Raw genomic sequence first — 22,380 nt, forward strand, 5'->3', positions numbered from 1 at the left:
ACTACCCCCTTACTGAGCCTGAACACGAAGCTCTGCGCTGCTGCGCGCTCGGTGTCCGAGTAAACTTTTTACATCACTAGATTTTGGCTTAACTAATTTAAACATTGGCATGTATAAATCGAAGTTAGCTAAAATCTGCTCAGCGCGGTTTGAGCCTGTAAGCTCTAAATGCTCAGCAATGAGACCGCGTAAATGTTCTTGGTGTGACGCCAACCCTTCAAGCGTAACAATTTCAACAAGCTCAGGGTTAATGCGTTTTTCAAAGTCATTGCCTTCATCAAGAATATAAGCAAAACCACCTGTCATACCTGCACCAAAGTTGATACCCACTTTGCCAAGTACGCAAACCACACCACCTGTCATGTATTCACAGCCGTTGTCACCAACACCTTCTACAACCGCTTGCACGCCTGAGTTACGCACTGCAAAACGCTCACCGGCGCAGCCTGCAGCAAATAATTTACCGCCCGTTGCACCATATAAACAGGTATTACCGGCAATGGTCGCTTTGTGACTTTCGAAAGATGAACCCAGCGGTGGGCGAATTACTAGCTTACCGCCAGCCATGCCTTTACCAACATAGTCATTAGCATCACCAACGAGTGTCATTTCAAGGCCACCAGCATTCCACACACCGAATGATTGACCCGCTGTACCATGAAGCTCAATAGAGACAGGATCAGCAGCCATACCTTGGTTACCATGTTTAGAGGCGATATAGCCTGACAACATAGCGCCCACTGAGCGATCAGTATTGCAAATACGGTTAACCAGTGAGATACCCGATTTTTCATCGATTGCTTGCTTGGCTTTTTCAAGCAAGGTTTCATTTAGCTGACCTAAGTAGTGTGAGCTATTTGGCGCACTACAATACAAGGTTTCACCCGTAGGGTTGTTAGGCACAGCAATCACAGACGACAGATCTACTTTCTTTTGTTTCTCTGTGTTGCCTTCAATTGCTTCAAGTAAGTCCAAACGACCAATTAAATCAGTTAAACGAGTTACACCTAAGCTTGCCATAATTTGGCGTGCTTCTTCGGCTATAAACTTGAAGTAGTTCATCGCCATTTCTGGCAGGCCATGATAATGCTTTTGGCGCAGCGTATCGTCTTGCGTTGCAACACCGGTCGCACAGTTATTTAAGTGACAAATACGTAAGTATTTACAACCTAGTGCCACCATAGGGCCAGTACCAAAGCCAAAGCTTTCAGCACCTAAAATAGCCGCCTTAATAATATCTAAGCCAGTTTTCAGACCACCATCTGTTTGTAGGCGAATACGGTGACGTAAACCATTTTCTACCAGCGCTTGCTGGGTTTCAGCAAGACCAAGCTCCCAAGGGCTACCTGCATACTTAACAGAAGTAAGCGGGCTTGCACCTGTGCCACCATCATAACCAGCAATGGTAATTAAATCTGCATAGGCTTTAGCTACGCCTGTTGCGATAGTACCTACACCCGGCTCAGAAACAAGTTTCACCGAGATCAGTGCATCTGGGTTTACTTGTTTTAAATCGAAAATAAGCTGGGCTAAATCTTCAATCGAGTAAATATCGTGATGCGGCGGAGGTGAAATCAAGGTCACACCCGGCACTGAATAACGTAATTTTGCAATATACGGCGTTACTTTTTCACCTGGTAATTGACCACCCTCACCTGGTTTTGCACCTTGCGCCACTTTAATCTGAATGACATCAGCGCTACGTAAGTAATGTGGTGTTACACCAAAACGGCCCGAAGCAACTTGCTTAATACGTGAGTTTTTCTCTGTCCCGTAGCGAAGCTTGTCTTCACCACCTTCACCAGAGTTTGAACAACCACCTAAGCGGTTCATGGCAATCGCGAGTGCTTCATGCGCTTCTGGCGATAATGCACCAATACTCATTGCGGCTGAGTCAAAACGTTTGTACAGCTCAGTTGCAGGCTCTACGTCGTCAACACTCACACCCGTATCAGGAATTTTAACCGCCAGCATGTCACGTAAATTGGTGATCGGGCGGTTATTTACTAAATCAGCATATGCCAAGTAGTCTTTATAATCCCCAGAGCGCACTGCTTTTTGTAGTGTTTGAATTACATCTGGGTTATAAGCATGGTACTCACCACCGTGAACATATTTTAGTAAGCCACCATGACTTAATAACTTACGTTTACTAAATGCCAGCTTATGAAGTTTACGTTGGTCATCATCAAAATCAGTGAAACACGCCCCTTTAATACGACTAGCTACACCGTTAAAACAGGTTTCTACAACCGCATCTGATAATCCAACTGCCTCAAATAACATTGAGCAGCGGTACGAAGCGACAGTACTGATACCCATTTTTGACATAATTTTATACAGACCCTTATTAATCGCATTACGATAAGCAAGCGTTACTTCGCAATAGCTCTTGTTCAGGGTCTTTTTGTCGCTCATTGCAACTAATGATTCATAAGCAAGGTACGGATAAATTGCCGTTGCACCAAAACCAAGTAATACCGCAAATTGATGCGCATCACGGACACTGCCCGATTCGATGATGATATTAGATTCACAACGTAAGTTATTATCGACTAAACGCTTTTGAATTGAACCAACCGCCATCGCCGCAGGAATCGGCAAATGAGTTTCGCTAAAGTTACGGTCACTTAAAATAAGCATGACACAGCCTGACGCTGCTTTTTCTTGTGCTTCATCACAAATACGTGTGATTGCGTTTTCTAAGCCTTCTTCCAACGTGTAAGTGATATCAATTTTACAGTAGCTGTAATGCTCATCGTCAGCATTGATCAGCTGTTGCATATCAGCGTACATCAAAATCGGCGTCTCAAACTGTAAACGCTTAGCGTGGCCGGTTGTTTCGTTAAATACGTTTTGCTCACTACCAATACAAGTTGCCAGTGACATAACGTGATTTTCACGAAGTGGGTCAATCGGTGGATTAGTTACTTGCGCAAATTTTTGTCGGAAGTAATCGAACAGTGAACGATGACCTTCTGACAGTACCGCAAATGGTGTGTCATCACCCATTGAACCCGTTGCTTCTTGACCATTTTCACCCATTACACGAATAACGCTATCAAGCTCTTCGTTGGTGTAGCCAAACATTTTTTGATACTTAAGCAGTGTTTCGTCATCAAATGAACGGTTACCCGCATCTTTTTCAGATAACTGTTCAAATGGCGTTAAACGCTTAACGTTAGCTTCAAGCCATGCTTTATATGGATGGCGTGACTTAAGATCTTGGTCAATCTCATCTGAATGCCAAATTTTACCTTGATGAGTATCAATAACTAATAACTCACCAGGGCCAACACGGCCTTTCTCAACCACTTCGTCTGGCGCGTAGTCCCAAATACCTACTTCTGAGGCAAGGGTAATAAAACCATCTTGAGTGATGACATAGCGCGCAGGGCGTAAACCGTTACGGTCAAGGTTACAAGCGGCAAAACGACCGTCAGACATTACAATACCAGCGGGGCCATCCCATGGTTCCATATGCATTGAGTTAAAGTCGTAGAATGCACGTAGGTCATCATCCATAGCACGGTTTTTTTGCCAAGCTGGCGGCACAAGCATACGCATTGCACGGAATAAATCCATGCCACCGGCTAAGAACAACTCAAGCATATTATCTAAGCTAGAAGAGTCTGAGCCGCTTTCGTTAACGAATGGTGCTGCTGATTGCAAATCAGGAATAAGTGGTGAGGCAAACTTATACGCACGGGCACGAGCCCATTGGCGGTTACCTTGAATCGTATTAATTTCACCATTATGCGCTAAATAGCGGAATGGTTGCGCCAGTGGCCAACGAGGTTGTGTATTAGTAGAGAAACGTTGGTGAAATACACAAATCGCACTGGTCATGCGAATGTCAGCTAGGTCTAAATAAAAGTTAGGTAAGTCTACAGGCATCATTAAGCCTTTATAGACAGTAACTAAACCAGATAAGCTGGCAATATAAAAATGTTCATCATTTACGAGGCGCTTTTCAGCACGACGACGCGCTACATATAAACGACGTTCTAAATCTTTTGGACGCCAGCCTTCTGGTGCGCTTACAAAAATTTGTTCAAAGCCGGGTAGTTGTTTTTTTGCAATTGGCCCTAAACATGATGCATCGGTAGGTACTACACGCCAGCCTTGAATGCTCAAGGTTTCTTTTTCGAGTTCTTCACTCAACACATCTTTAGCTGTTTGCGCAAGTACAGGATCAGCATTTAAAAATACCATGCCAACGGCGTAGTTCTTTCCTAGATGCCAATCATGTTCGCTGGCAATAGCACGAAAGAAGCTATCAGGTTTTTGCATTAATAAACCACAGCCATCACCTGTTTTACCATCAGCAGAAATACCACCACGGTGTTCCATGCGATCTAAGCCAGTGATTGCTGTTCGAATCAAGCGGTGACTCGCCTGACCATTGACCTGGGCTATTAAGCCAAAGCCACAATTATCTTTTTCTAATTTTGAGTCGTATAACATAGACCCCTCCCCTTGCTACAACGACTAGCGGTTCAGTCTTTTGTGACAGTGCTAGCAGACGAACAAAACTATCGCCAAATACCTCATGAGTCAATAGAGTTTTGAATACATATTCATATTCATGAATATTTCTCACTTAAAGCACTTTTTAAATTCTATGCTATTTTTTTACATTTAGTCGCATTTTACCCGTTATTTTTTTATGACACTGGTGTCAAATTTAACAACTTGTAAAAAAACAATCTAAAAACCCGCCGCTTTACGTTAACGTAAACTGCGCTTTATTTTGAATAATTATTCACATTATGAATATCAATGCAGTTTTTTACGGGGTGTCGCCTAGCCTAACTGCATCATTATTTACTCTTGGCTTTAGCATAGTTACAAACTATGTATCTGAGCAGACTACCTTAGTCGCAATGACCGAGTTTCTTTACCCTTGCGTCAACAATAAGCAATCTAAAAGTGTCCGCTGCGGACACTTTTTCTGTCCGCGGACAGACATCAATCCATTCTTCAAAAATAAAATCATTAAAAATCAATATATTAAAAATTGGCATGCTACTGGTATAGATAAGACATCAGCGAAATTGAGGATTTCAAAATGTTCACTATCAGTTTGTTTATGGCTTCTCCACTTACCATGCTTGCCGTTGGCTTCATGATTGTGTGTTTTGAGAATCGTAAGGAGTTATGATGATTAAGGATACCAGTGCCCAAGATATTACCGTGGCTAAGAAAAACACCATTAAAAAGCCACTTATAATAGCTGCAGGTGTAATACTTGTTGGTGCGCTCGGCTTTCAAGCATTGTTTGCCAGTAACGATGGCAGCATTTCGGTTGATGCAGCAAGCCTACAAATTAGTGAAGTAAGCCAAAAGACACTTACTAGAGATGTGGCAGCGAGCGGTAAAATCGTTGCAGCTAATGCGCCAAAGGTTTACAGCCCAGAACGCGGCTTTGTCGATTTAAAAGTAAAAGCCGGTGATAGCGTTGAAGTAAATGAAGTGATCGCAACCGTAACCAGCCCTGAGCTGACTAACGAACTAAAACAGCAACAATCAGTATTAGCGCGATTAGAAGGCGAGTTACAACGCAAGCAACTTGAAGCGCGCAGACAAAAGTTGAGCCTGACTAAAGCGCTAGATTTAGCGCAAGTTGAGTTAAATGCCGCAGATAGAGAAAACCGCCGAGCTAAAATCTCAATCGAGAAACATTTAATTAGCCAAATAGATTTAGAAAAAGCCGTTGATGACTTAGCCCGTGCCAAGCTTTCATATAAGCACGCCGAGCAAGAAGTCAGCTTAGCTAAAGATACCCTCGCATTTGAGCTAAAAGCAGCAGAGCGTGATCTGGCACGTCAGCAACTAATTGTTGATGACTTACTCAGACAAGTAAATGAACTCACTATTACCGCGAGTGTAAGCGGCATTGTGGGTAACTTATTAGTGCAACAAAAAGAAGCGGTCACACAAAGCCAACCATTAATGACATTGGTCGATTTAAGTAACTTTGAAGCAGAACTGCAAGTACCAGAAAGCTACGCCAATGAGCTGGGTCTTGGTATGCAAGTTGAGCTTACTTTAGGTGCTCGTCATGTCACAGGCACGCTATCGGCTATATCACCTGAAGTAAATAATCGCGAGGTCACAACCCGCGTACGCTTTGACAATGAGATTTCTGGCATTCGCCAAAACCAACGCTTAACCGCACGTATTTTACTAGAGAATCGCGACGATGTATTGCAAGTGAAACGCGGCGCATTCTTACAACAAGGTGGCACCCATGCTTATAAAATTGATGGTGACATGGCTTATTTAATCGATATAAAAACCGGTGCAAGCAGTATCAATGCTGTCGAGATAATTGAAGGTGTAGAGCCTGGCGATAAGTTAATTATCTCAAACTACGATCGCTTTAAAAAAGCTCCCACACTGGTTTTACGCTAACAAATAAAAGGAATAATCAACATGCTTACAATGAACAACATCAGCAAAGTGTATCAAACAGATATGGTACAAACGCATGCCCTTCGCGACTTTAATCTACAAGTTGAAGAAGGTGAATTTATTGCCGTAACGGGCCCAAGTGGCTCAGGTAAAACCACATTTTTAAACATCGCCGGTATGTTAGAACCATTTAGCGAAGGCCAATACATGTTAGACGGTATTGATGTGGGTAAGCTCAACGACAACCAGCGTGCTGACTTACGTAATCAAAAAATTGGTTTTATTTTCCAAGGCTTCAACCTTATTCCAGATTTGAACCTCTATGAAAATATTGAAGTCCCTCTGCGTTATCGCGGTATCAAAGCCGCCGAGCGTAAGCGCCGAATTGAGCAATGCCTAGAGCAAGTTGGTTTAGCTTCACGCGCTAAACATTTACCGCAACAACTTTCTGGTGGTCAACAACAACGTGTTGCTATTGCCAGAGCCCTTGCTGGTGAACCGCGCTTTTTACTTGCCGATGAGCCAACTGGTAATTTAGATAGTTTAATGGCCCGTCAAGTGATGGAGCTACTTGAACAAATCAACCGGGATGGTGCAACTATCATCATGGTTACCCATGATCCAGAGCTTGCCCGCAGAGCACCACGTAACATCCAAGTTGTTGATGGCCAACTAGCTGACTTCACCTTGTATCAAGGCACTCAAAACCTTAAAGCGGCTGGAGTGTAACCATGTTCCTTCATTATTTAGATTTGAGCTGGCGCAGCTTTAAGCGCACGCCACTTGTGAGCTTTTTAATGGTATTGGCCATTGCTATTGGTATTGGCGTTACCATGACAAGTTTATCTGTGTATCACATGATGTCGGCAGACCCTATTCCTGAAAAAAGTAGCGACCTTTATTCTGTGCAGTTACAATCCATGGATGAAGGCCGTACGTGGTGGACAGTCGATAATATGCCACTGCAATTAACCTATCAAGATGCCGTTAACCTCAACCAGGCCAAAGCAGGTGGTAAACGTGTCACTATGGTTAGAACGGGTTTTTCGGTTTATTTAGACTCAGACAAAGTAAAACCATTTATTGGTCAAGCTCGCCTAACCACCCCTGATTTTTTCGAGATGTTTAACCTATCGTTTATTTACGGTGGGGTCTGGAGTGCGCAACAAGAAGCCGATGCCGCCCCTGTTGTGGTGATCAATAAAGAATTAAACGATAAGCTATTTGCAGGTGAAAACCCAGTAGGCAAAATGGTGTACCTTGATGATGCCAGCTACGAAGTTATTGGCGTGATTGATGATTGGGATATCACCACCAAATATTATGATCTGAACAACGGTGCATTTAATAAGACCGAGCAACTATTTTTACCATTTAGCCTAATGAAAGCCCGAGAGCTTGAAAACTGGGGTAATACTAATGGTTGGAAGCACGAAAAAACCAATACCTTTAACGACAAGCTCAATTCTGAAATGGTGTGGTTACAATTTTGGGTTGAACTAAAAACTCCTGCAGAAAAGCAAGCTTACCAAGACTTTTTAATGGCCTATATGCAAGAGCAACAAAAGCTAGGTCGTTTTAACCGTGAAAAATTAACTGCCACCTTACGCGATGTAAATGAGTGGATGCAGTACAACAATGTCGTTAGCGAAGACAACGAAATTCTGGTTGGCCTTAGCTTTATGTTTTTAGCGGTATGCCTTGCCAACATTTTAGGTTTATTACTAGCGAAATTCTTACGCCGTGCTCCTGAAGTCGGTGTGCGCCGTGCATTAGGTGCCAGTAAACGTCAAATATTCTTTCAACATATTGTTGAGGTAGCGATGTTAGGTTTCTTAGGTGGCATCTTGGGTATTATATTGGCGCAAGTAGGTTTGTTAGGCGTACGTCAAAGCTATAGCTACTACCAAAGCTTAGCCACAATGGACTTAACCATGCTACTTAGCGCACCGGTGATTGCAATTAGCACCTGTGTGATAGCGGGTCTATACCCTGCTTGGCTGGTATGTAAAACCAACCCTGCTATTTATCTTAAGAGCCAATAAGGAAGACACCCATGTTAGAAATTAAACCTATCTTTCACGCCTTATGCCGCTCAAAAGTTGGCGCCATTTTATTACTGATCCAAATTGCCATCACCACTGCCATTGTTAGTAATGCGGCGTTTATTATCCAAGACAGAGTTAGCTATTTAAGCCAAGAAACCGGCTACCCTGAACAAGACATTTTCGTTTTTAATGTCATGATGTTTGGCAAAGATGTGTCACCGTCTCAGCAATATGAGCTTGATGAAGCCATGCTTCGTCAAATACCTGGGGTAGTCGATGCTGCTTATTCGAGTAACACACCGCTTTCGGGCAGTGGTTCTTCGTCAGATTTTAGTTTAAAGCCAGCACCTGAAGAGAGTAAATCAGCCCGTACTTCATACATGTTTATCGATGAGCATGGTATCAATACCTATGGCGTTAAACTCGTTGCTGGGCGTAACTACACCGAAGACGAAGTGATCGTCACCGATAACTATGATGAGCTTTCAAAAGTAACCGTTGTCACTAAAACTCTACTCGATGAGCTGTTCCCTGACGGCAATGGTTTAGGCCAAACAGTCTATTTTGGTGATATTCCAATGAAAATAATTGGTGTAATTGATCTTATGAAGGGCCCATGGCTTAAAGACAGCCGCCCAGATAACGTAGCACTGCTGCCTTTTATTAAACCTGGTACAAATGCACGCTTTGTGGTTAGAACAGAGCCTGGTCAACGTCAATCGGTCATGAACCGTGTTGAAGAAGCCATGCTGAAAAACTACAACAAACGTGTTATTTCTCGCATTCGTGGCTTAGATGACGATAAAGAGTCATACATGGCAGAAGATACATTAATGATGCGCATGCTGATTGTACTTATTACTATTTTAGTGTTGGTGACGGCCCTGGGTATTTTCGGCCTAACGCTGTTCAATATTAGCAAGCGTACTAAACAAATAGGCACTCGCCGCGCTTTAGGCGCCAGAAAATCTGCCATCATTAGCTACTTCTTAGTTGAAAACGCCATGATATGTATAGTTGGTTTAGTGATTGGTGTGATTGCTGCCGTGTATTTAGGGCAATTACTGATGCAGCACTTTTCAATTGCTCAGCTTGATATTAGCTACGTACTTGCTACTGCGCTGGCAGTGTTTGTTATGAGTTTATTAGCGGTACTTGCCCCTGCAAAACGGGCTGCGAATATCTCACCGAGCATTGCAACTCGAACAATTTAGTTCTCCCAACCTATGCTACACTGGATTTACAGTGTAGCATTCATCTTGCACCCTTATTAGGAAAATAACTAAAACAATAATATGGAAAAAATACTGATCGTCGACGATAACCCAGCCATTTTGGATGCATTGTCGTTATTACTCGAAATTCACGGTTTTGATGTTGTTACAGCAAGTAACCCGTTTGAGGCAATTCAGTCCGTACAATACCAACGTATTGCGCTTGTTATTCAAGACATGAATTTCACCGCCGACACCACTTCCGGCGAAGAAGGCAAAAAACTTTTTTATGCCTTACGAGACATTAATCCTCACCTACCGATTATTTTGATCACCGCATGGACAGAGCTTTCTACTGCCGTTGAACTTGTCAAAGCTGGGGCGGCTGATTATTTACCAAAACCATGGGACGATGCCAAGCTACTTACTTGTGTAAATAACCTAATCGAGCTGGGTAAAGCAAAACAACAAAACGAAACCTTTACCCGCCACCAGCAAGAACGTGACGCATCTGTACAACAAGCAAATTTAGTAGGCTTGGTTTATAAAAGTACCGCTATGGAGCACATTGTTAATCTTGCGATTCAAGTTGCTAAATCAGATATTTCAGTGTTGATCACAGGCCCTAACGGCAGTGGTAAAGAGCGCATTGCGCAAATAATACAGGCCAATTCATTATTAGCTGATAAACCCTTTATCACTGTTAATGCCGGTGCTTTACCAAGCGAGCTTATTGAGGCTGAATTATTTGGTGCCGAAGCTGGCGCCTATACAGGTATTACTAAACAGCGCATTGGTCGTTTTGAAGCGGCCGATGGTGGCACCCTATTTTTAGACGAAATTGGTAACTTACCACTTTCTGGGCAAATGAAATTATTACGCATTTTACAAACTGGTGAATTTGAACGTTTAGGTTCAACACAAACACGTAAAGTGAATGTGCGGGTGATTTCAGCAACCAATGAAGATTTAAGCCATGCAATTAAAGCAGGTCAATTTCGTGAAGACCTTTACTACCGCTTAAATGTTATTGAGTTAAATTTACCAAGCCTTGCCCATCGCCCAGATGATATTTTAGCTTTGGTCGCACACTTTTTACCTGAGCGCACACTGTCGCTTAGTACAGAAAAAGCCCTGCTCGCCCATAGCTGGCCGGGTAATGTTCGTGAGCTTGAAAATGCCTGTAAACGTGCTGGCGTTTTAAAACCCACAGGGGTGATTGAGCTTGCTGATTTTGGCTTACAAGTTGAAACAAACAGCCCAACACAAACAAGAGCAGAGCCTAACAAACAAGAGATTGAACTTGCCATGCGCGAGTACAAAGGTGTGATTGCTAAAGTGGCTCGCCATTTTGGCTTAAGCCGCCAAGCGCTTTATCGCAGGCTTGATAAATTTAAGATTGAATACTAATGCGTTTTTCGTTTCGATATAAAATCATAACTTTGTGTATTGCTGCTTCTGCATTGCCGCTTATATTGGTTTGTTATTTTGCGGGCATAAGCTTGCTTTACAGCTTATTAGCCCTGCTCGCTTGCGCCTTGATCAGCGGATTTTTTGCTGCGCAATTATCAGCTCCGCTCATTGATGGCATGAACTCGCTGGAAACCGGGTTGCTTAATTTTAAAGATGGTGAGCTGGCCACATTATTGGCCTATGATGGCAGTGATGAGCTAGGTGATTTATGCCGGCTTTATAACCAAACCGCAAAACAGCTTCGCCAAGAAAAACAATGGATTTATCAGCGTGAGTTGATGCTCGACAAAGTACTGCAAAGCTCCCCACAAGCCGTGATTTTGACTAACGACCAAGGCTTTATTGTTTATAGCAACCACAGTGCCCGCAGCTTACTTGATGCTAAATCAGCCCTTGAAGGCGCCAAGCTAGAGAACTTATTAGATTCAAGCTGCGAGCAATTAACGCGTGCGATTCACAAAGGCGTTGATGGTTTATTTACCCTCGACAAAGCAGATCAAGAATCACAAACTTGGCATATGGCAACAGGCCGATTATTACTTAATAATCAGTTTCATCAACTTTATGTTTTTAAACAACTGACCCGTGAACTAAGCCGCCAAGAAGTAGAGGTATGGAAAAAAGTTATTCGTATTATTAGCCATGAGCTTAACAACTCCCTAGGGCCAATGTCGTCGATGCTTCATAGCGCGCAACTATTAACGAAAGAAGTCGATGAACCACGTTTAAAACGGGTATTTACCACCATTGAAGACCGCATAAAACACCTTAATGAGTTTGTGCAAGGCTATGGTAAATTTGCCAAGTTACCCACCCCTCAACTATCAACGATTAACTGGCCGACGCTGGTTGAGCAATTAAAAAGTCAGTGGCAGGTTGAAGTATCACTTGATGAGCGAGTGACAACTGACGCTGATCACACTCAGCTCGAACAATTACTTATAAACTTATTAAAAAATGCCTATGAATCGGGTTCAAACCCCGAAGATGTCAGCTTAACTGTGCAACAAGAAGCAAGTGGCACACACATCACAGTGAGTGATAAAGGCAAAGGCATGAGTGAAGCTGTAATGGCTAACGCACTTATTCCCTTTTACTCCACTAAAGCAACAGGAAGTGGCCTAGGGTTAGCACTTTGCAGAGAAATAGTTGAAGCGCACCACGGGCAAATTAGCTTGCATAACCGCGAGCAAGGTGGATTAAGCGTGCATGTTTTGCTGCCAGCTTGATAAATTTGATATAAAAAAAGCCGCAATCAGCGGCTTCTTTCTACACTAAATATAATTATTCAGCGTCTTTTTCTTTGTACTTTGCTGCTGTTTCAGTGATTAGTGGGTGTAATTCACCACGTTGAAACATTTCGATGATAATGTCACAACCACCGATAAGCTCGCCTTCTACCCATAGTTGTGGGAATGTTGGCCAGTTTGCGTATGCAGGTAACTCTGCACGGATATCTGGGTTAAGTAGAATGTCAACGTAAGCAAACTGCTCACCACACGCCATAAGTGCTTGTGATGCTTGTGAAGAAAAACCACAGTTAGGTAACTTTGGTGATCCTTTCATGTAAAGAAGGATAGGATTTTCAGAAATTTGCTGTTTAATTTTATCGATGGTTTCCATTTACAACCTCAAAAAAGACATTGGCTTACTACATTGGCCTTGAAAAAGTTTCACTGTGGCCTCAGATATATAACTTAAAATCGGCATTCGTAGCCACAATTTTAAATAGTCTTTAGCAATAGCATTGCTGTTTGCTAAAACTTGAGTAAAATACTCAACAATTATAGTAACACTATAATACCACTTGGTATAGGGAAGTACGCTGTTTACCTTGCTATTACCTATAACTGAGTGGACTATCAACCAAGAAGATGGAGATAAAAAATGGCATTTGAACTACCGTCACTACCATACGCAATCGATGCATTAGAGCCACATATTTCAAAAGAGACTCTAGAGTTTCACCACGGTAAACACCACAACACTTACGTTGTGAAATTAAACGGTCTGATCCCAGGCACAGAATTCGAAAACAAATCTCTAGAAGAAATCGTATGTTCTTCAGAAGGTGGCGTATTTAACAATGCTGCACAAATCTGGAACCACACGTTCTACTGGAACAGCCTATCTCCAAACGGCGGTGGCGAGCCTACAGGCGCAATCGCTGACGCGATCAACGCTAAATGGGGTTCTTTCGACGCATTCAAAGAAGCGTTAAACGACAAAGCAGTAAACAACTTCGGTTCAAGCTGGACTTGGTTAGTTAAACTAGCTGACGGCACACTTGATATCGTTAACACATCAAATGCTGCAACGCCTTTAACTGATGAAGGTGTTACTCCAATCCTAACAGTGGATCTTTGGGAACACGCTTACTACATCGATTACCGTAACGTTCGTCCAGATTACCTAAAAGGTTTCTGGGCATTAGTTAACTGGGACTTCGCGAACGCTAACTTCGCTTAATCTTCTGTTACTAGCAGTAATCAAAAAAAGACGCTTCGGCGTCTTTTTTATTGCCAGTGCACGCCCCTTCTAAGTCGCAGCCAAGCCCTCAGCCAAAAAGCGTAATCAAGATGAGCTTTTTTCAATTAAATTCTTAATTTTCTTGCGCAAAAATTCAAAATCGTGACTAAGCTTTAATTAGCCTTTGCTTTTCTCTTAATCTAATTACACGTCATTTTAGCGGGTTTTCGGAGGTCTCTATGAGTATTTTTGAGCATTACCAATCACGATACGAAGCAGCGCAAGAAGAAGAATACAGTATTGAGGAATTTCTCGAGATCTGTAAGAAGGATAAATCAGCTTATGCCAGCGCACCTGAGCGGCTATTAATGGCCATCGGTGAGCCGGAGATTATCGACACTTCAACCGATGCGCGCTTAAGCAGGCTGTTTTCTAATCGCGTAGTCGCACGCTACCCTGCATTTCACGATTTTTATGGTATGGAAGATGCCATTGAGCAAATCGTCTCTTATTTAAAACATGCTGCGCAAGGCTTAGAAGAATGTAAGCAAGTACTGTATTTACTTGGCCCAGTAGGTGGCGGTAAATCATCCATTGCTGAAAAGCTAAAATACTTAATGCAGCAGGTACCTATTTACTCAATTAAAGGCTCGCCTGTTAACGACCACCCTTTAGCCTTATTTGACCCAAATGAAGACGCAGAGCTTTTAGAAAAAGAATACGGCATTAAACCGCGTTATTTAAAAACAGTGATGTCACCGTGGGCCGCAAAACGCTTAAGTGAATTTAATGGTGATATTAGCCAATTTAGAGTGGTTAAGCGCTTCCCATCTATTTTAAATCAAGTTGCGATTGCGAAAACTGAGCCCGGCGATGAAAACAATCAAGACATTTCAGCGTTAGTTGGTAAGGTAGATATTCGCCAGCTTGAGCACTTTGCACAGAACGACCCTGATGCGTATGCCTACTCAGGTGCACTTTGTTTAGCAAACCAAGGCTTAATGGAATTTGTGGAAATGTTTAAAGCGCCAATCAAGGTGCTACACCCACTGCTAACAGCAACGCAAGAAGGCAATTACAACGGCACAGAAGGCATTAGTGCCCTGCCGTTCAATGGCATGATTTTAGCTCACTCAAATGAATCTGAGTGGCAAACATTTAAGAACAACAAAAACAATGAAGCATTTTTAGACCGTGTTTACATCGTCAAAGTGCCTTATTGTTTACGTGTATCTGAAGAAGTTAAAATTTACAATAAACTACTCGAAAACAGTGAATTACATGATGCCCCTTGTGCACCGGGGACATTAAAAACACTGGCACAATTTACCACTCTTTCGCGTATTAAAGAGCCAGAAAACTCAAGTATTTATTCAAAAATGCGGGTCTATGACGGCGAAAGCTTAAAAGACACCGATCCGAAAGCGAAGTCGTATCAAGAATACCGCGATTACGCGGGTGTTGATGAGGGCATGACAGGGCTTTCTACCCGCTTTGCGTTTAAGATCCTATCGCGGGTATTTAACTTCGATACCACTGAAGTGGCAGCCAACCCAGTGCACTTATTCTATGTTCTTGAACAGCAAATTGAGCGAGAGCAATTTACCGCCGATGTTGAAGAGCGTTACTTAAGCCACTTAAAAGGATACCTCATTCCTCAGTATGTAGAGTTTATCGGGAAAGAGTTACAAACAGCCTATTTAGAATCTTACTCAGAATATGGGCAAAACATCTTTGACCGCTACGTCACTTATGCAGATTTCTGGATCCAAGATCAAGAATACCGCGACCCAGATACTGGCCAGTTATTTGACCGTGCTGCGCTTAACGCAGAGCTTGAGAAGATTGAAAAACCTGCGGGTATTTCAAACCCTAAAGATTTCCGTAATGAGATAGTTAATTTCGTACTGCGGGCGCGTGCCCACAACCAAGGCAAGAATCCGCTTTGGACCAGCTACGAAAAACTTCGCACAGTTATTGAGAAGAAAATGTTCTCAAATACCGAAGATCTGCTGCCGGTTATTTCCTTCAATGCGAAAACCTCTGCAGAAGATCAGAAAAAACACGAAGACTTTGTCAATCGTATGGTTGAGAAAGGCTATACCCAAAAACAAGTACGTTTACTTTCTGAATGGTATTTACGCGTTAGAAAATCGCAGTAAAAAACGTTTGTTTTAAGGGGGTTGTTATGGCGCATTTTATTGACCGACGCCTGAATGGAAAAAACAAAAGTACCTTGAATCGTCAACGGTTCATCAGGCGTTATAAAAAACAGATTAAAGAAGCGGTATCTGATGCCATTAATAAGCGCAGCGTAACCGATACCACCAGCGGCGAGAGTATCTCTATTCCGCAACGTGATATCAGTGAGCCAATTTTTCATCAAGGACGTGGTGGCGACCGTGAACAGATCCACCCAGGCAATGACCAGTTTTCTACGGGCGACAAAATCAAGCGCCCGCAAGGGGGCGGTCAAGGTGGTGGTAGTGGCGAAGGTGAAGCCAGTGACTCTGGTGAAGGACAAGACGACTTTGTATTCTCTATTTCAAAAGATGAATACTTAGACTTATTGTTCGAAGATCTTGAGCTGCCTAACCTGCAACAAAACCAGCTCGATAAACTGGTGCAAATGAAAACCCATCGCGCTGGTTTTTGTAACGACGGCATGCCAAGCAATATTGATATTGTTCGCTCATTGCAAGGCTCGCTTGCTCGCAGAGTGGCGATGACTGCAGGCAAAAAACGTCACCTTGCTGAGCTTGAAGGCCAGCTCGCTCTGCTACAAGCTGAGCAGCAGCCAGACAAGGCGGCAATTGCCTTACTTGAACGCCAAATTGAGGAGTTGCAAAACCGCATTAAAGCAGTGCCTTTTATTGATAATTACGACTTACGTTTTCGTAATTATGAAAAGCAACCACACCCAACAAGCAAAGCAGTCATGTTTTGTTTAATGGATGTGTCTGGCTCGATGGATCAAGCAACGAAAGACATGGCAAAACGCTTTTATATTCTGCTTTATCAATTTTTAACTCGTAGCTACAAAAATATAGAGGTTGTCTATATTCGCCATCATACCCAAGCGAAAGAAGTCGATGAGCAAGAGTTTTTCTATTCTCAAGAAACGGGTGGCACCATAGTATCTAGTGCATTAAAACTGATGAACGAAATAATCGCTGAACGTTATAACCCTGAAGAGTGGAATATTTACGCAGCGCAAGCCTCTGATGGTGATAACTGGGCTGATGATTCGCCAAACTGTGGCGAAATTTTACGTAATAAGCTGTTAAAGGCGGTGCGCTATTACGCCTATATCGAAATTACCGCTCGTGCTCATCAAAGTTTATGGCGAGAGTATCAATCAATAGTGCAAACCCACGACAATTTTGCCATGCAGCACATTCGTGGCGTTGAGGACATTTACCCTATTTTCCGTGAATTATTTAAAAAGAATCGTCAGCAGCAAGGCGCCGCATAGCCTTGCCAGTGAGGTAAAGTATGGCCGATAAACGTATTAGCGACGGTCCTGATTGGACATTTGATCTATTAACAGAGTATCAAACTGAAATTGAACGGGTAGCGAAAATTTATAAACTCGATACCTACCCGAATCAAATTGAGGTGATCACTGCTGAACAAATGATGGATGCCTATTCGAGTGTGGGTATGCCGATTGGCTACAGCCACTGGTCGTATGGTAAAAAATTCATTCAAACAGAGCAAAACTATAAACGTGGGCAAATGGGCCTTGCTTATGAAATAGTTATTAACTCAGACCCGTGTATTGCCTATTTAATGGAAGAAAACACCCTGCCTATGCAAGCCTTGGTAATGGCCCACGCCTGCTATGGTCACAACTCATTTTTTAAAGGCAATTACTTATTTAAGACCTGGACTGATGCCAGCTCAATTATCGATTACTTATTATTTGCCAAAAACTACATTGCCAAGTGCGAAGAGAAATACGGTATTACCGAGGTCGAAAACCTGATTGATTCATGCCATGCGTTAATGAACTATGGTGTCGACCGCTACAAACGCCCGCAACGTATTTCACTTTTTGAAGAACAAAAACGCCAACAAGAACGTGAAGACTACCTACAATCGCAAGTCAACGAGTTGTGGCGCACAATCCCTACTTCGCAGCAAGAGTCGAAAAAGCGTGAGCGTCGTTTTCCAGAAGAGCCACAAGAAAACATTTTGTACTTCATCGAAAAAAATGCGCCGCTGCTAGAGTCATGGCAACGAGAAATAATTCGAATTGTTCGTAAAATTTCGCAATATTTTTACCCACAAAAACAAACTCAAGTGATGAATGAGGGCTGGGCTACGTTTTGGCATTACACCATTTTGAACCACCTGTACGACGAAGGTAAGCTCACCGATGCCTTTATGCTTGAGTTTTTACAAAGTCACACCAATGTGGTGTATCAACCGCCCTATAACAGCAATTATTATTCAGGGATCAACCCCTATGCTCTTGGCTTTAACATGATGGTTGATATTCGCCGTATTTGCGAAAACCCAACAGAAGAAGACAAGAAATGGTTTCCGGAGTATGCCGGCAGTGATTGGTTAGAAACCCTGCACTTTGCAATGCAAAACTTTAAAGATGAGAGCTTTATTAGCCAGTTTTTATCGCCAAAAATTATTCGTGATTTTAAGTTGTTTACCATTATTGATCATGAAAAAGAGCCGACTCTCAATGTCGGTGCCATCCATGATGAAATGGGCTATCACCAGGTTCGTGAAACCCTGTCGGCACAATACAACTTAAGTAATCACGAACCAAATATTCAAGTCTATAATGTTGATATTAGAGGAGATCGTTCACTCACTCTGCGTTATGTACCGCATAACAATATTCCGTTAGCTAAATCAAAAGATGAAGTGTTAAAACACCTTTACAGGCTATGGGGCTTTAAGGTAAAACTGGAACAAGAAACCGCAACAGGTGAAGTTTCATTATTGGGTGAATGCCCAAGCAGTGATACCCGACACACAACAGAGTAGCCAAAAATGAATAAAAAAATACTGGTGATCATCGACTCTACAGCCGATGCTAAAACGTCTATATTACATGCAAAGCAAAAATCCAAAGGCGTGAAGCATATTGATATTGTTGCTTTTAGCTACGAAGACACCAATAACATTTTATTCTCTATTCCACCTGATGAAGCGCTCGCTATTCAAGACAAAGAGCTCGCTAAAGTCCGTGCAGCACTTGGTCCACTTATCAGTGAGCATTTAAATGATGGTAGCTATACTTTGCAAACCCTGTGGCATGAAAGCCCAGTACAGTGGCTAGCCAATGAGCTTGATACGTCAGACTATGAAATGGTGATTAAAACTCGCCACATCGACGAAGAAACGCAATTTACAGAGCTAGACTGGCAGCTTATTCGCTTTAGTCCACTACCGCTTTATTTGGCCGCCGATAACAAGTGGCGTAACAATACCAATGTACTGGCAGCCCTTGATTTAGGCAGCGAAAAGGCGACTAAATACTGTTTAAACGAAGCAATTATCAAAGCAGGCTTAGCCTATGCTAAAGACTACGACAGCGAGTTTTACGCTTGTTATACCGTACATGTATCGCCGTTTTTACGTGATTTAGGCATTGTATTTTCAGACGAGCAAGTAATTAACGCCTTTGAAAAGCTACCCGTAGCACAGCGTACCTTAATCGAAGCCCACGACTTAAAAGACAAGCTTAAAATCAAAGCCGGTGTCGTTGAGCAAGTGATCCCAAGTGTTGCAGCTAAATTAAATGCAGACTTAGTGATTATGGGGTCGGTAGGTAATACGGGTATTAAAGGTCATTTAATTGGTAATACTGCCGAAAAAGTCATGAAGCTACTTAAAACAGATATTCTTGTTCTACCGCCACTTGGGGTTTAATCCGCAAACTTAATCAAATAAATATCAAAAAGGGGCTTATTTGCCCCTTGTTTGTTTATAAATCTGTATAAGCTGTGACCTTGTTACGGCCGTTTTCTTTTGAGTGATATAAGGCTTTATCGGCTGCTTCAACCCACTTTTCGTAGCGATCAAACTTCTCGTCGAAGCAGGCAAAACCAATACTGACCGTCAGTTGAATTTGTTTGCCATCAAAGTAAATTGATGAGTTCTCAATCAGTGTTCTTAATCGCTCAGCAAAGATATGCGCACCCTCATGATCAGTATCAAGCAAGGTTACCGCAAACTCTTCACCACCATAGCGACCTGCTAAGTCTGTTTCACGCAGAGTTTTACGTAGTAAGTCTGCAATATGACGCAGTGCCTCATCACCGCCACGATGGCCATGCTCATCATTCACCTTTTTAAAGTGGTCAATATCAAACATCAACAAACTGCTACATCCGCCACTGCGCACAATGCGCATATATTCTTTGCGTAGCTTTTCTTCCCAATAACCACGGTTAGTAAGCTTAGTAAGTGCATCGGTACGGCTCATTTGTTCAAGCTTACTGTTGGCTTCTTCTAGCTCTTTTTTATTCACCGCTTCATCGGTTACATCATAGATAATGATACAGATATGCGATACTTCACCTGTAGTCGTCGTCAGCGGAATAAAAGTGGCATTTTGATACATATGATCCGCTTTACCGGTAATCGGACGGTAATTTTTAAAACGGAAAATATACGGCTGCTGCTCCCAAATAGTAAACGAGCGATTATTTAGAATGAACACAGATTCAGATTTGCTGCGAAACCATTTTTCATCAATTGATGGAAATAAGTCAAACAGGTCTTTATCTTTTACCGCGCTTGGCAATAAGCCGGAATGGTTTTCCATAAACCCATTCCAGATGCATACTTTGTAGTCTCTATCGAGCACCACTAGGCCTACATCAACGGTATTAAACATATCCATTAACCAATGGAGTTCATTCATATTAAAATCGGCTGCAGGCATAGTTTAGTCTTCTAATAAATAAGCTACTTTGTACTTAAGGGTTTTTAATGAGTCCTCGGTGAACAGCAACATCAAATCACAGTTAATATTGTGATTTTCGATGCCATAGCTGATCTCAATCGCCAGCGTTCGTTGCCAGCGAGATTTATTGGCTTTTACTAAATCGGTCACATCACAATGTTGTCCTAGCACCACAGGGTGACCTTGGCTAAAACGCATATCGAGCTGTTTAGAAAGCCCTGATAAAATCGCGCCAATTAGAATATTGCTGACATCCATCAGCAGCTCAAGCTCAACTTTATCGTTAAGCTCGCCTTCGTAATTCATAAGTGACGCAATTTCTTTAAAACTTGAATCATTTAACAGTAATAAGGCTTCACCAGATACACCACCACCGATAAAACCTTGGCACACACCAGATGTAGTGGCATTCGCATCAATCGAGCGTAAAGCCATATCGAGCTCATTTACCTCTAATACATTTACATTAGGAATAGGAAGCTTTACGAATACATTAAGAAGACGCGCTAATAAGTCCCCTGCTTGCCCCATAGCCACGTTTGTGAGCTCTTGATAGATGTCACGCACATCAGGGTCAACTTGCTCACCTAGCTTATTAGCAAGGCGCTCACGCATGGCTTTATCTTTAATACCATGGTGCTCGATGATATTTGCAAGCTTTTCTGCAGAGCAAGGTTTTTGAATAAAGTCGATAGCGCCTAACTCAAGCACACGTTGGTGAGCGTTAGGTTGTATATCGCCAGATACAACCACGGTGAGAACATGTAGGTCTTGTTCTTGAATAGCTTGAAGTACTTCGTAGCCATCCATTTCAGGCATGTTTAAATCGAGAAACAGTATTTCAGGCTGAATTTTTTTGATTTGCTCAATACAGTGAACACCGTCTTCAGCAAACTCAACTTTAATATCCCAATCATCGGGTAAAGAGCGTGCTAATTGTCGACGAGCTAACTTTGAATCATCACAAACTAATACCGATGTTGACATACTCTCTCTCTAAATCCGTACTTTTTAACTAGACACAAATTAGCCTAGCAACTTTATTCTTATTTTTATATATAAAAAATAGGGTCACGAACACATGTTAATCAAACTACTGGTTATTTACAATTTTAAATTGTACTAATCCTTGGAGCCACCCCATGAGTATAATACACTGATGTTAAATGCGTTAATTTGAAGGAATCTTATTATGTTACGTCCACTTATATTTGCATTAAGTGCAGTGTGCACGTTTAGTTATGCAGGTGATTTATCAGAAAATAGTTTAGATGCTGGTAAGGTTTCTGCCCAATCTAAGCCGGTCACTTTACTAGGGCAAGGTGTTGAAGTTGGTCAAAAAGCGCCTAATTTTAAAGTAGTAGATGGCAGCTTTACGCCCGTCACATTAGACAACTATCAAGGCCAAGCAGTGCTTTTAAGCGTTGTGCCAAGTTTAGACACTGGCGTATGTAGTATTCAAACCAAACACTTTAATGAAAAAGTAGCTTCAGAATACCCAAGTGTAGCAATGCTAACCTTAAGCGCAGACTTACCGTTCGCACAGAAGCGTTTTTGTAAAGCGGAGAATATAGACAAAGTAGTGACTTTATCTGACTCAGTATGGCGTGACTTTGGTAAGAACTACGGTTTGATTATCAAAGATATGGGCTTGTTAACCCGCGCCGTATTTGTGCTCGATAAAGAACATAACATCGTTTACAAGCAGCTTGTCGATAACCTTTCAAAAGAGCCTGATTACGACAGTGCTATTGCGGCATTAAAGAAACTGTAAAGCGCAATTTAACTTGCAGTGAGACAGACACAAAAAAACCGCCCAACG

The 22,380-nt window shown here is 42.3% G+C and carries 16 protein-coding genes; 12 read left to right on the forward strand and 4 right to left on the reverse strand.

The window, feature by feature from the left end:
* Nucleotides 1-9: 9 nt before the first annotated feature.
* The gene (gltB, locus tag AN213_RS00470; RefSeq protein ID WP_054561718.1) at nucleotides 10-4,467 is read right to left on the reverse strand and encodes a glutamate synthase large subunit; all 4,458 of its coding nucleotides are present in this window, start codon (nucleotides 4,465-4,467) and stop codon (nucleotides 10-12) included.
* 696 nt (nucleotides 4,468-5,163) lie between these two features.
* Here gltB and AN213_RS00475 point away from each other — a divergent pair.
* The 6 genes from AN213_RS00475 to AN213_RS00500 all read left to right on the forward strand — a co-directional run bounded on the left by AN213_RS00475 (nucleotide 5,164) and on the right by AN213_RS00500 (nucleotide 12,381).
* Nucleotides 5,164-6,417, forward strand: coding sequence for an efflux RND transporter periplasmic adaptor subunit (locus tag AN213_RS00475; protein ID WP_055022173.1), 1,254 nt, complete (start codon nucleotides 5,164-5,166; stop codon nucleotides 6,415-6,417).
* Between the two features lie 21 nt (nucleotides 6,418-6,438).
* Complete coding sequence (locus AN213_RS00480) at nucleotides 6,439-7,146, forward strand: ABC transporter ATP-binding protein (protein ID WP_054551528.1); 708 nt, start codon at nucleotides 6,439-6,441, stop codon at nucleotides 7,144-7,146.
* A gap of 2 nt (nucleotides 7,147-7,148) precedes the next feature.
* Complete coding sequence (locus tag AN213_RS00485; protein ID WP_055196809.1) at nucleotides 7,149-8,462, forward strand: ABC transporter permease; 1,314 nt, start codon at nucleotides 7,149-7,151, stop codon at nucleotides 8,460-8,462.
* A gap of 11 nt (nucleotides 8,463-8,473) precedes the next feature.
* The gene (locus AN213_RS00490) at nucleotides 8,474-9,679 is read left to right on the forward strand and encodes an ABC transporter permease (RefSeq protein ID WP_055022174.1); all 1,206 of its coding nucleotides are present in this window, start codon (nucleotides 8,474-8,476) and stop codon (nucleotides 9,677-9,679) included.
* 81 nt (nucleotides 9,680-9,760) lie between these two features.
* On the forward strand, nucleotides 9,761-11,089 hold the full coding sequence (locus AN213_RS00495) for a sigma-54 dependent transcriptional regulator (RefSeq protein ID WP_055022175.1): 1,329 nt from the start codon (nucleotides 9,761-9,763) through the stop codon (nucleotides 11,087-11,089).
* A complete protein-coding gene (locus AN213_RS00500) occupies nucleotides 11,089-12,381 on the forward strand; it encodes a PAS domain-containing sensor histidine kinase (RefSeq protein WP_055196811.1) in 1,293 nt (430 codons plus the stop codon). The genes AN213_RS00495 and AN213_RS00500 overlap by 1 nt, the downstream gene beginning before the upstream one ends.
* A gap of 55 nt (nucleotides 12,382-12,436) precedes the next feature.
* Here AN213_RS00500 and AN213_RS00505 read toward each other — a convergent pair whose 3' ends face one another.
* A complete protein-coding gene (locus AN213_RS00505) occupies nucleotides 12,437-12,775 on the reverse strand; it encodes a Grx4 family monothiol glutaredoxin (RefSeq protein WP_055196813.1) in 339 nt (112 codons plus the stop codon).
* Between the two features lie 264 nt (nucleotides 12,776-13,039).
* Between AN213_RS00505 and AN213_RS00510 the strand changes: the two genes are divergently transcribed.
* The 5 genes from AN213_RS00510 (at nucleotide 13,040) to AN213_RS00530 (ending at nucleotide 19,519) form a co-directional block, all read left to right on the forward strand.
* Nucleotides 13,040-13,621: a superoxide dismutase gene (locus AN213_RS00510; protein ID WP_054551537.1), complete on the forward strand. Its 582-nt coding sequence runs from the start codon at nucleotides 13,040-13,042 to the stop codon at nucleotides 13,619-13,621.
* 239 nt (nucleotides 13,622-13,860) lie between these two features.
* On the forward strand, nucleotides 13,861-15,783 hold the full coding sequence (locus AN213_RS00515; RefSeq protein WP_054551538.1) for a PrkA family serine protein kinase: 1,923 nt from the start codon (nucleotides 13,861-13,863) through the stop codon (nucleotides 15,781-15,783).
* 26 nt (nucleotides 15,784-15,809) lie between these two features.
* Nucleotides 15,810-17,096 carry a YeaH/YhbH family protein gene (locus tag AN213_RS00520; protein WP_054561727.1) on the forward strand — a complete coding sequence of 429 codons (1,287 nt, stop codon included), beginning with the start codon at nucleotides 15,810-15,812 and terminating at the stop codon, nucleotides 17,094-17,096.
* 20 nt (nucleotides 17,097-17,116) lie between these two features.
* Nucleotides 17,117-18,631 carry a SpoVR family protein gene (locus tag AN213_RS00525; RefSeq protein ID WP_054561728.1) on the forward strand — a complete coding sequence of 505 codons (1,515 nt, stop codon included), beginning with the start codon at nucleotides 17,117-17,119 and terminating at the stop codon, nucleotides 18,629-18,631.
* Between the two features lie 6 nt (nucleotides 18,632-18,637).
* Entirely contained in the window at nucleotides 18,638-19,519 is an 882-nt protein-coding gene (locus tag AN213_RS00530) for a universal stress protein (RefSeq protein ID WP_055196816.1), read from the forward strand.
* 55 nt (nucleotides 19,520-19,574) lie between these two features.
* Here AN213_RS00530 and AN213_RS00535 read toward each other — a convergent pair whose 3' ends face one another.
* Nucleotides 19,575-20,537 (reverse strand): diguanylate cyclase, encoded by a 963-nt coding sequence (locus tag AN213_RS00535; protein ID WP_054561730.1) that lies wholly within the window; start codon nucleotides 20,535-20,537, stop codon nucleotides 19,575-19,577.
* A gap of 3 nt (nucleotides 20,538-20,540) precedes the next feature.
* Nucleotides 20,541-21,545: a response regulator gene (locus tag AN213_RS00540; protein ID WP_054561731.1), complete on the reverse strand. Its 1,005-nt coding sequence runs from the start codon at nucleotides 21,543-21,545 to the stop codon at nucleotides 20,541-20,543.
* A gap of 205 nt (nucleotides 21,546-21,750) precedes the next feature.
* Here AN213_RS00540 and tpx point away from each other — a divergent pair, with 205 nt between their 5' ends.
* Nucleotides 21,751-22,332: a thiol peroxidase gene (gene tpx, locus AN213_RS00545; protein ID WP_054561732.1), complete on the forward strand. Its 582-nt coding sequence runs from the start codon at nucleotides 21,751-21,753 to the stop codon at nucleotides 22,330-22,332.
* The last annotated feature ends 48 nt before the right edge of the window (nucleotides 22,333-22,380 follow it).

The sequence above is a fragment of the Pseudoalteromonas sp. P1-8 genome (assembly GCF_001399985.1).
Lineage (GTDB): Bacteria > Pseudomonadota > Gammaproteobacteria > Enterobacterales > Alteromonadaceae > Pseudoalteromonas.

Bases quoted from the DNA above. Each gene is read 5' to 3' on its own strand.
- gltB (WP_054561718.1), bottom strand. From the start codon at position 4,467: ATGTTATACGACTCAAAATTAGAAAAAGATAATTGTGGCTTTGGCTTA.
- AN213_RS00475 (WP_055022173.1), top strand. From the start codon at position 5,164: ATGATTAAGGATACCAGTGCCCAAGATATTACCGTGGCTAAGAAAAAC.
- AN213_RS00480 (WP_054551528.1), top strand. From the start codon at position 6,439: ATGCTTACAATGAACAACATCAGCAAAGTGTATCAAACAGATATGGTA.
- AN213_RS00485 (WP_055196809.1), top strand. From the start codon at position 7,149: ATGTTCCTTCATTATTTAGATTTGAGCTGGCGCAGCTTTAAGCGCACG.
- AN213_RS00490 (WP_055022174.1), top strand. From the start codon at position 8,474: ATGTTAGAAATTAAACCTATCTTTCACGCCTTATGCCGCTCAAAAGTT.
- AN213_RS00495 (WP_055022175.1), top strand. From the start codon at position 9,761: ATGGAAAAAATACTGATCGTCGACGATAACCCAGCCATTTTGGATGCA.
- AN213_RS00500 (WP_055196811.1), top strand. From the start codon at position 11,089: ATGCGTTTTTCGTTTCGATATAAAATCATAACTTTGTGTATTGCTGCT.
- AN213_RS00505 (WP_055196813.1), bottom strand. From the start codon at position 12,775: ATGGAAACCATCGATAAAATTAAACAGCAAATTTCTGAAAATCCTATC.
- AN213_RS00510 (WP_054551537.1), top strand. From the start codon at position 13,040: ATGGCATTTGAACTACCGTCACTACCATACGCAATCGATGCATTAGAG.
- AN213_RS00515 (WP_054551538.1), top strand. From the start codon at position 13,861: ATGAGTATTTTTGAGCATTACCAATCACGATACGAAGCAGCGCAAGAA.
- AN213_RS00520 (WP_054561727.1), top strand. From the start codon at position 15,810: ATGGCGCATTTTATTGACCGACGCCTGAATGGAAAAAACAAAAGTACC.
- AN213_RS00525 (WP_054561728.1), top strand. From the start codon at position 17,117: ATGGCCGATAAACGTATTAGCGACGGTCCTGATTGGACATTTGATCTA.
- AN213_RS00530 (WP_055196816.1), top strand. From the start codon at position 18,638: ATGAATAAAAAAATACTGGTGATCATCGACTCTACAGCCGATGCTAAA.
- AN213_RS00535 (WP_054561730.1), bottom strand. From the start codon at position 20,537: ATGCCTGCAGCCGATTTTAATATGAATGAACTCCATTGGTTAATGGAT.
- AN213_RS00540 (WP_054561731.1), bottom strand. From the start codon at position 21,545: ATGTCAACATCGGTATTAGTTTGTGATGATTCAAAGTTAGCTCGTCGA.
- tpx (WP_054561732.1), top strand. From the start codon at position 21,751: ATGTTACGTCCACTTATATTTGCATTAAGTGCAGTGTGCACGTTTAGT.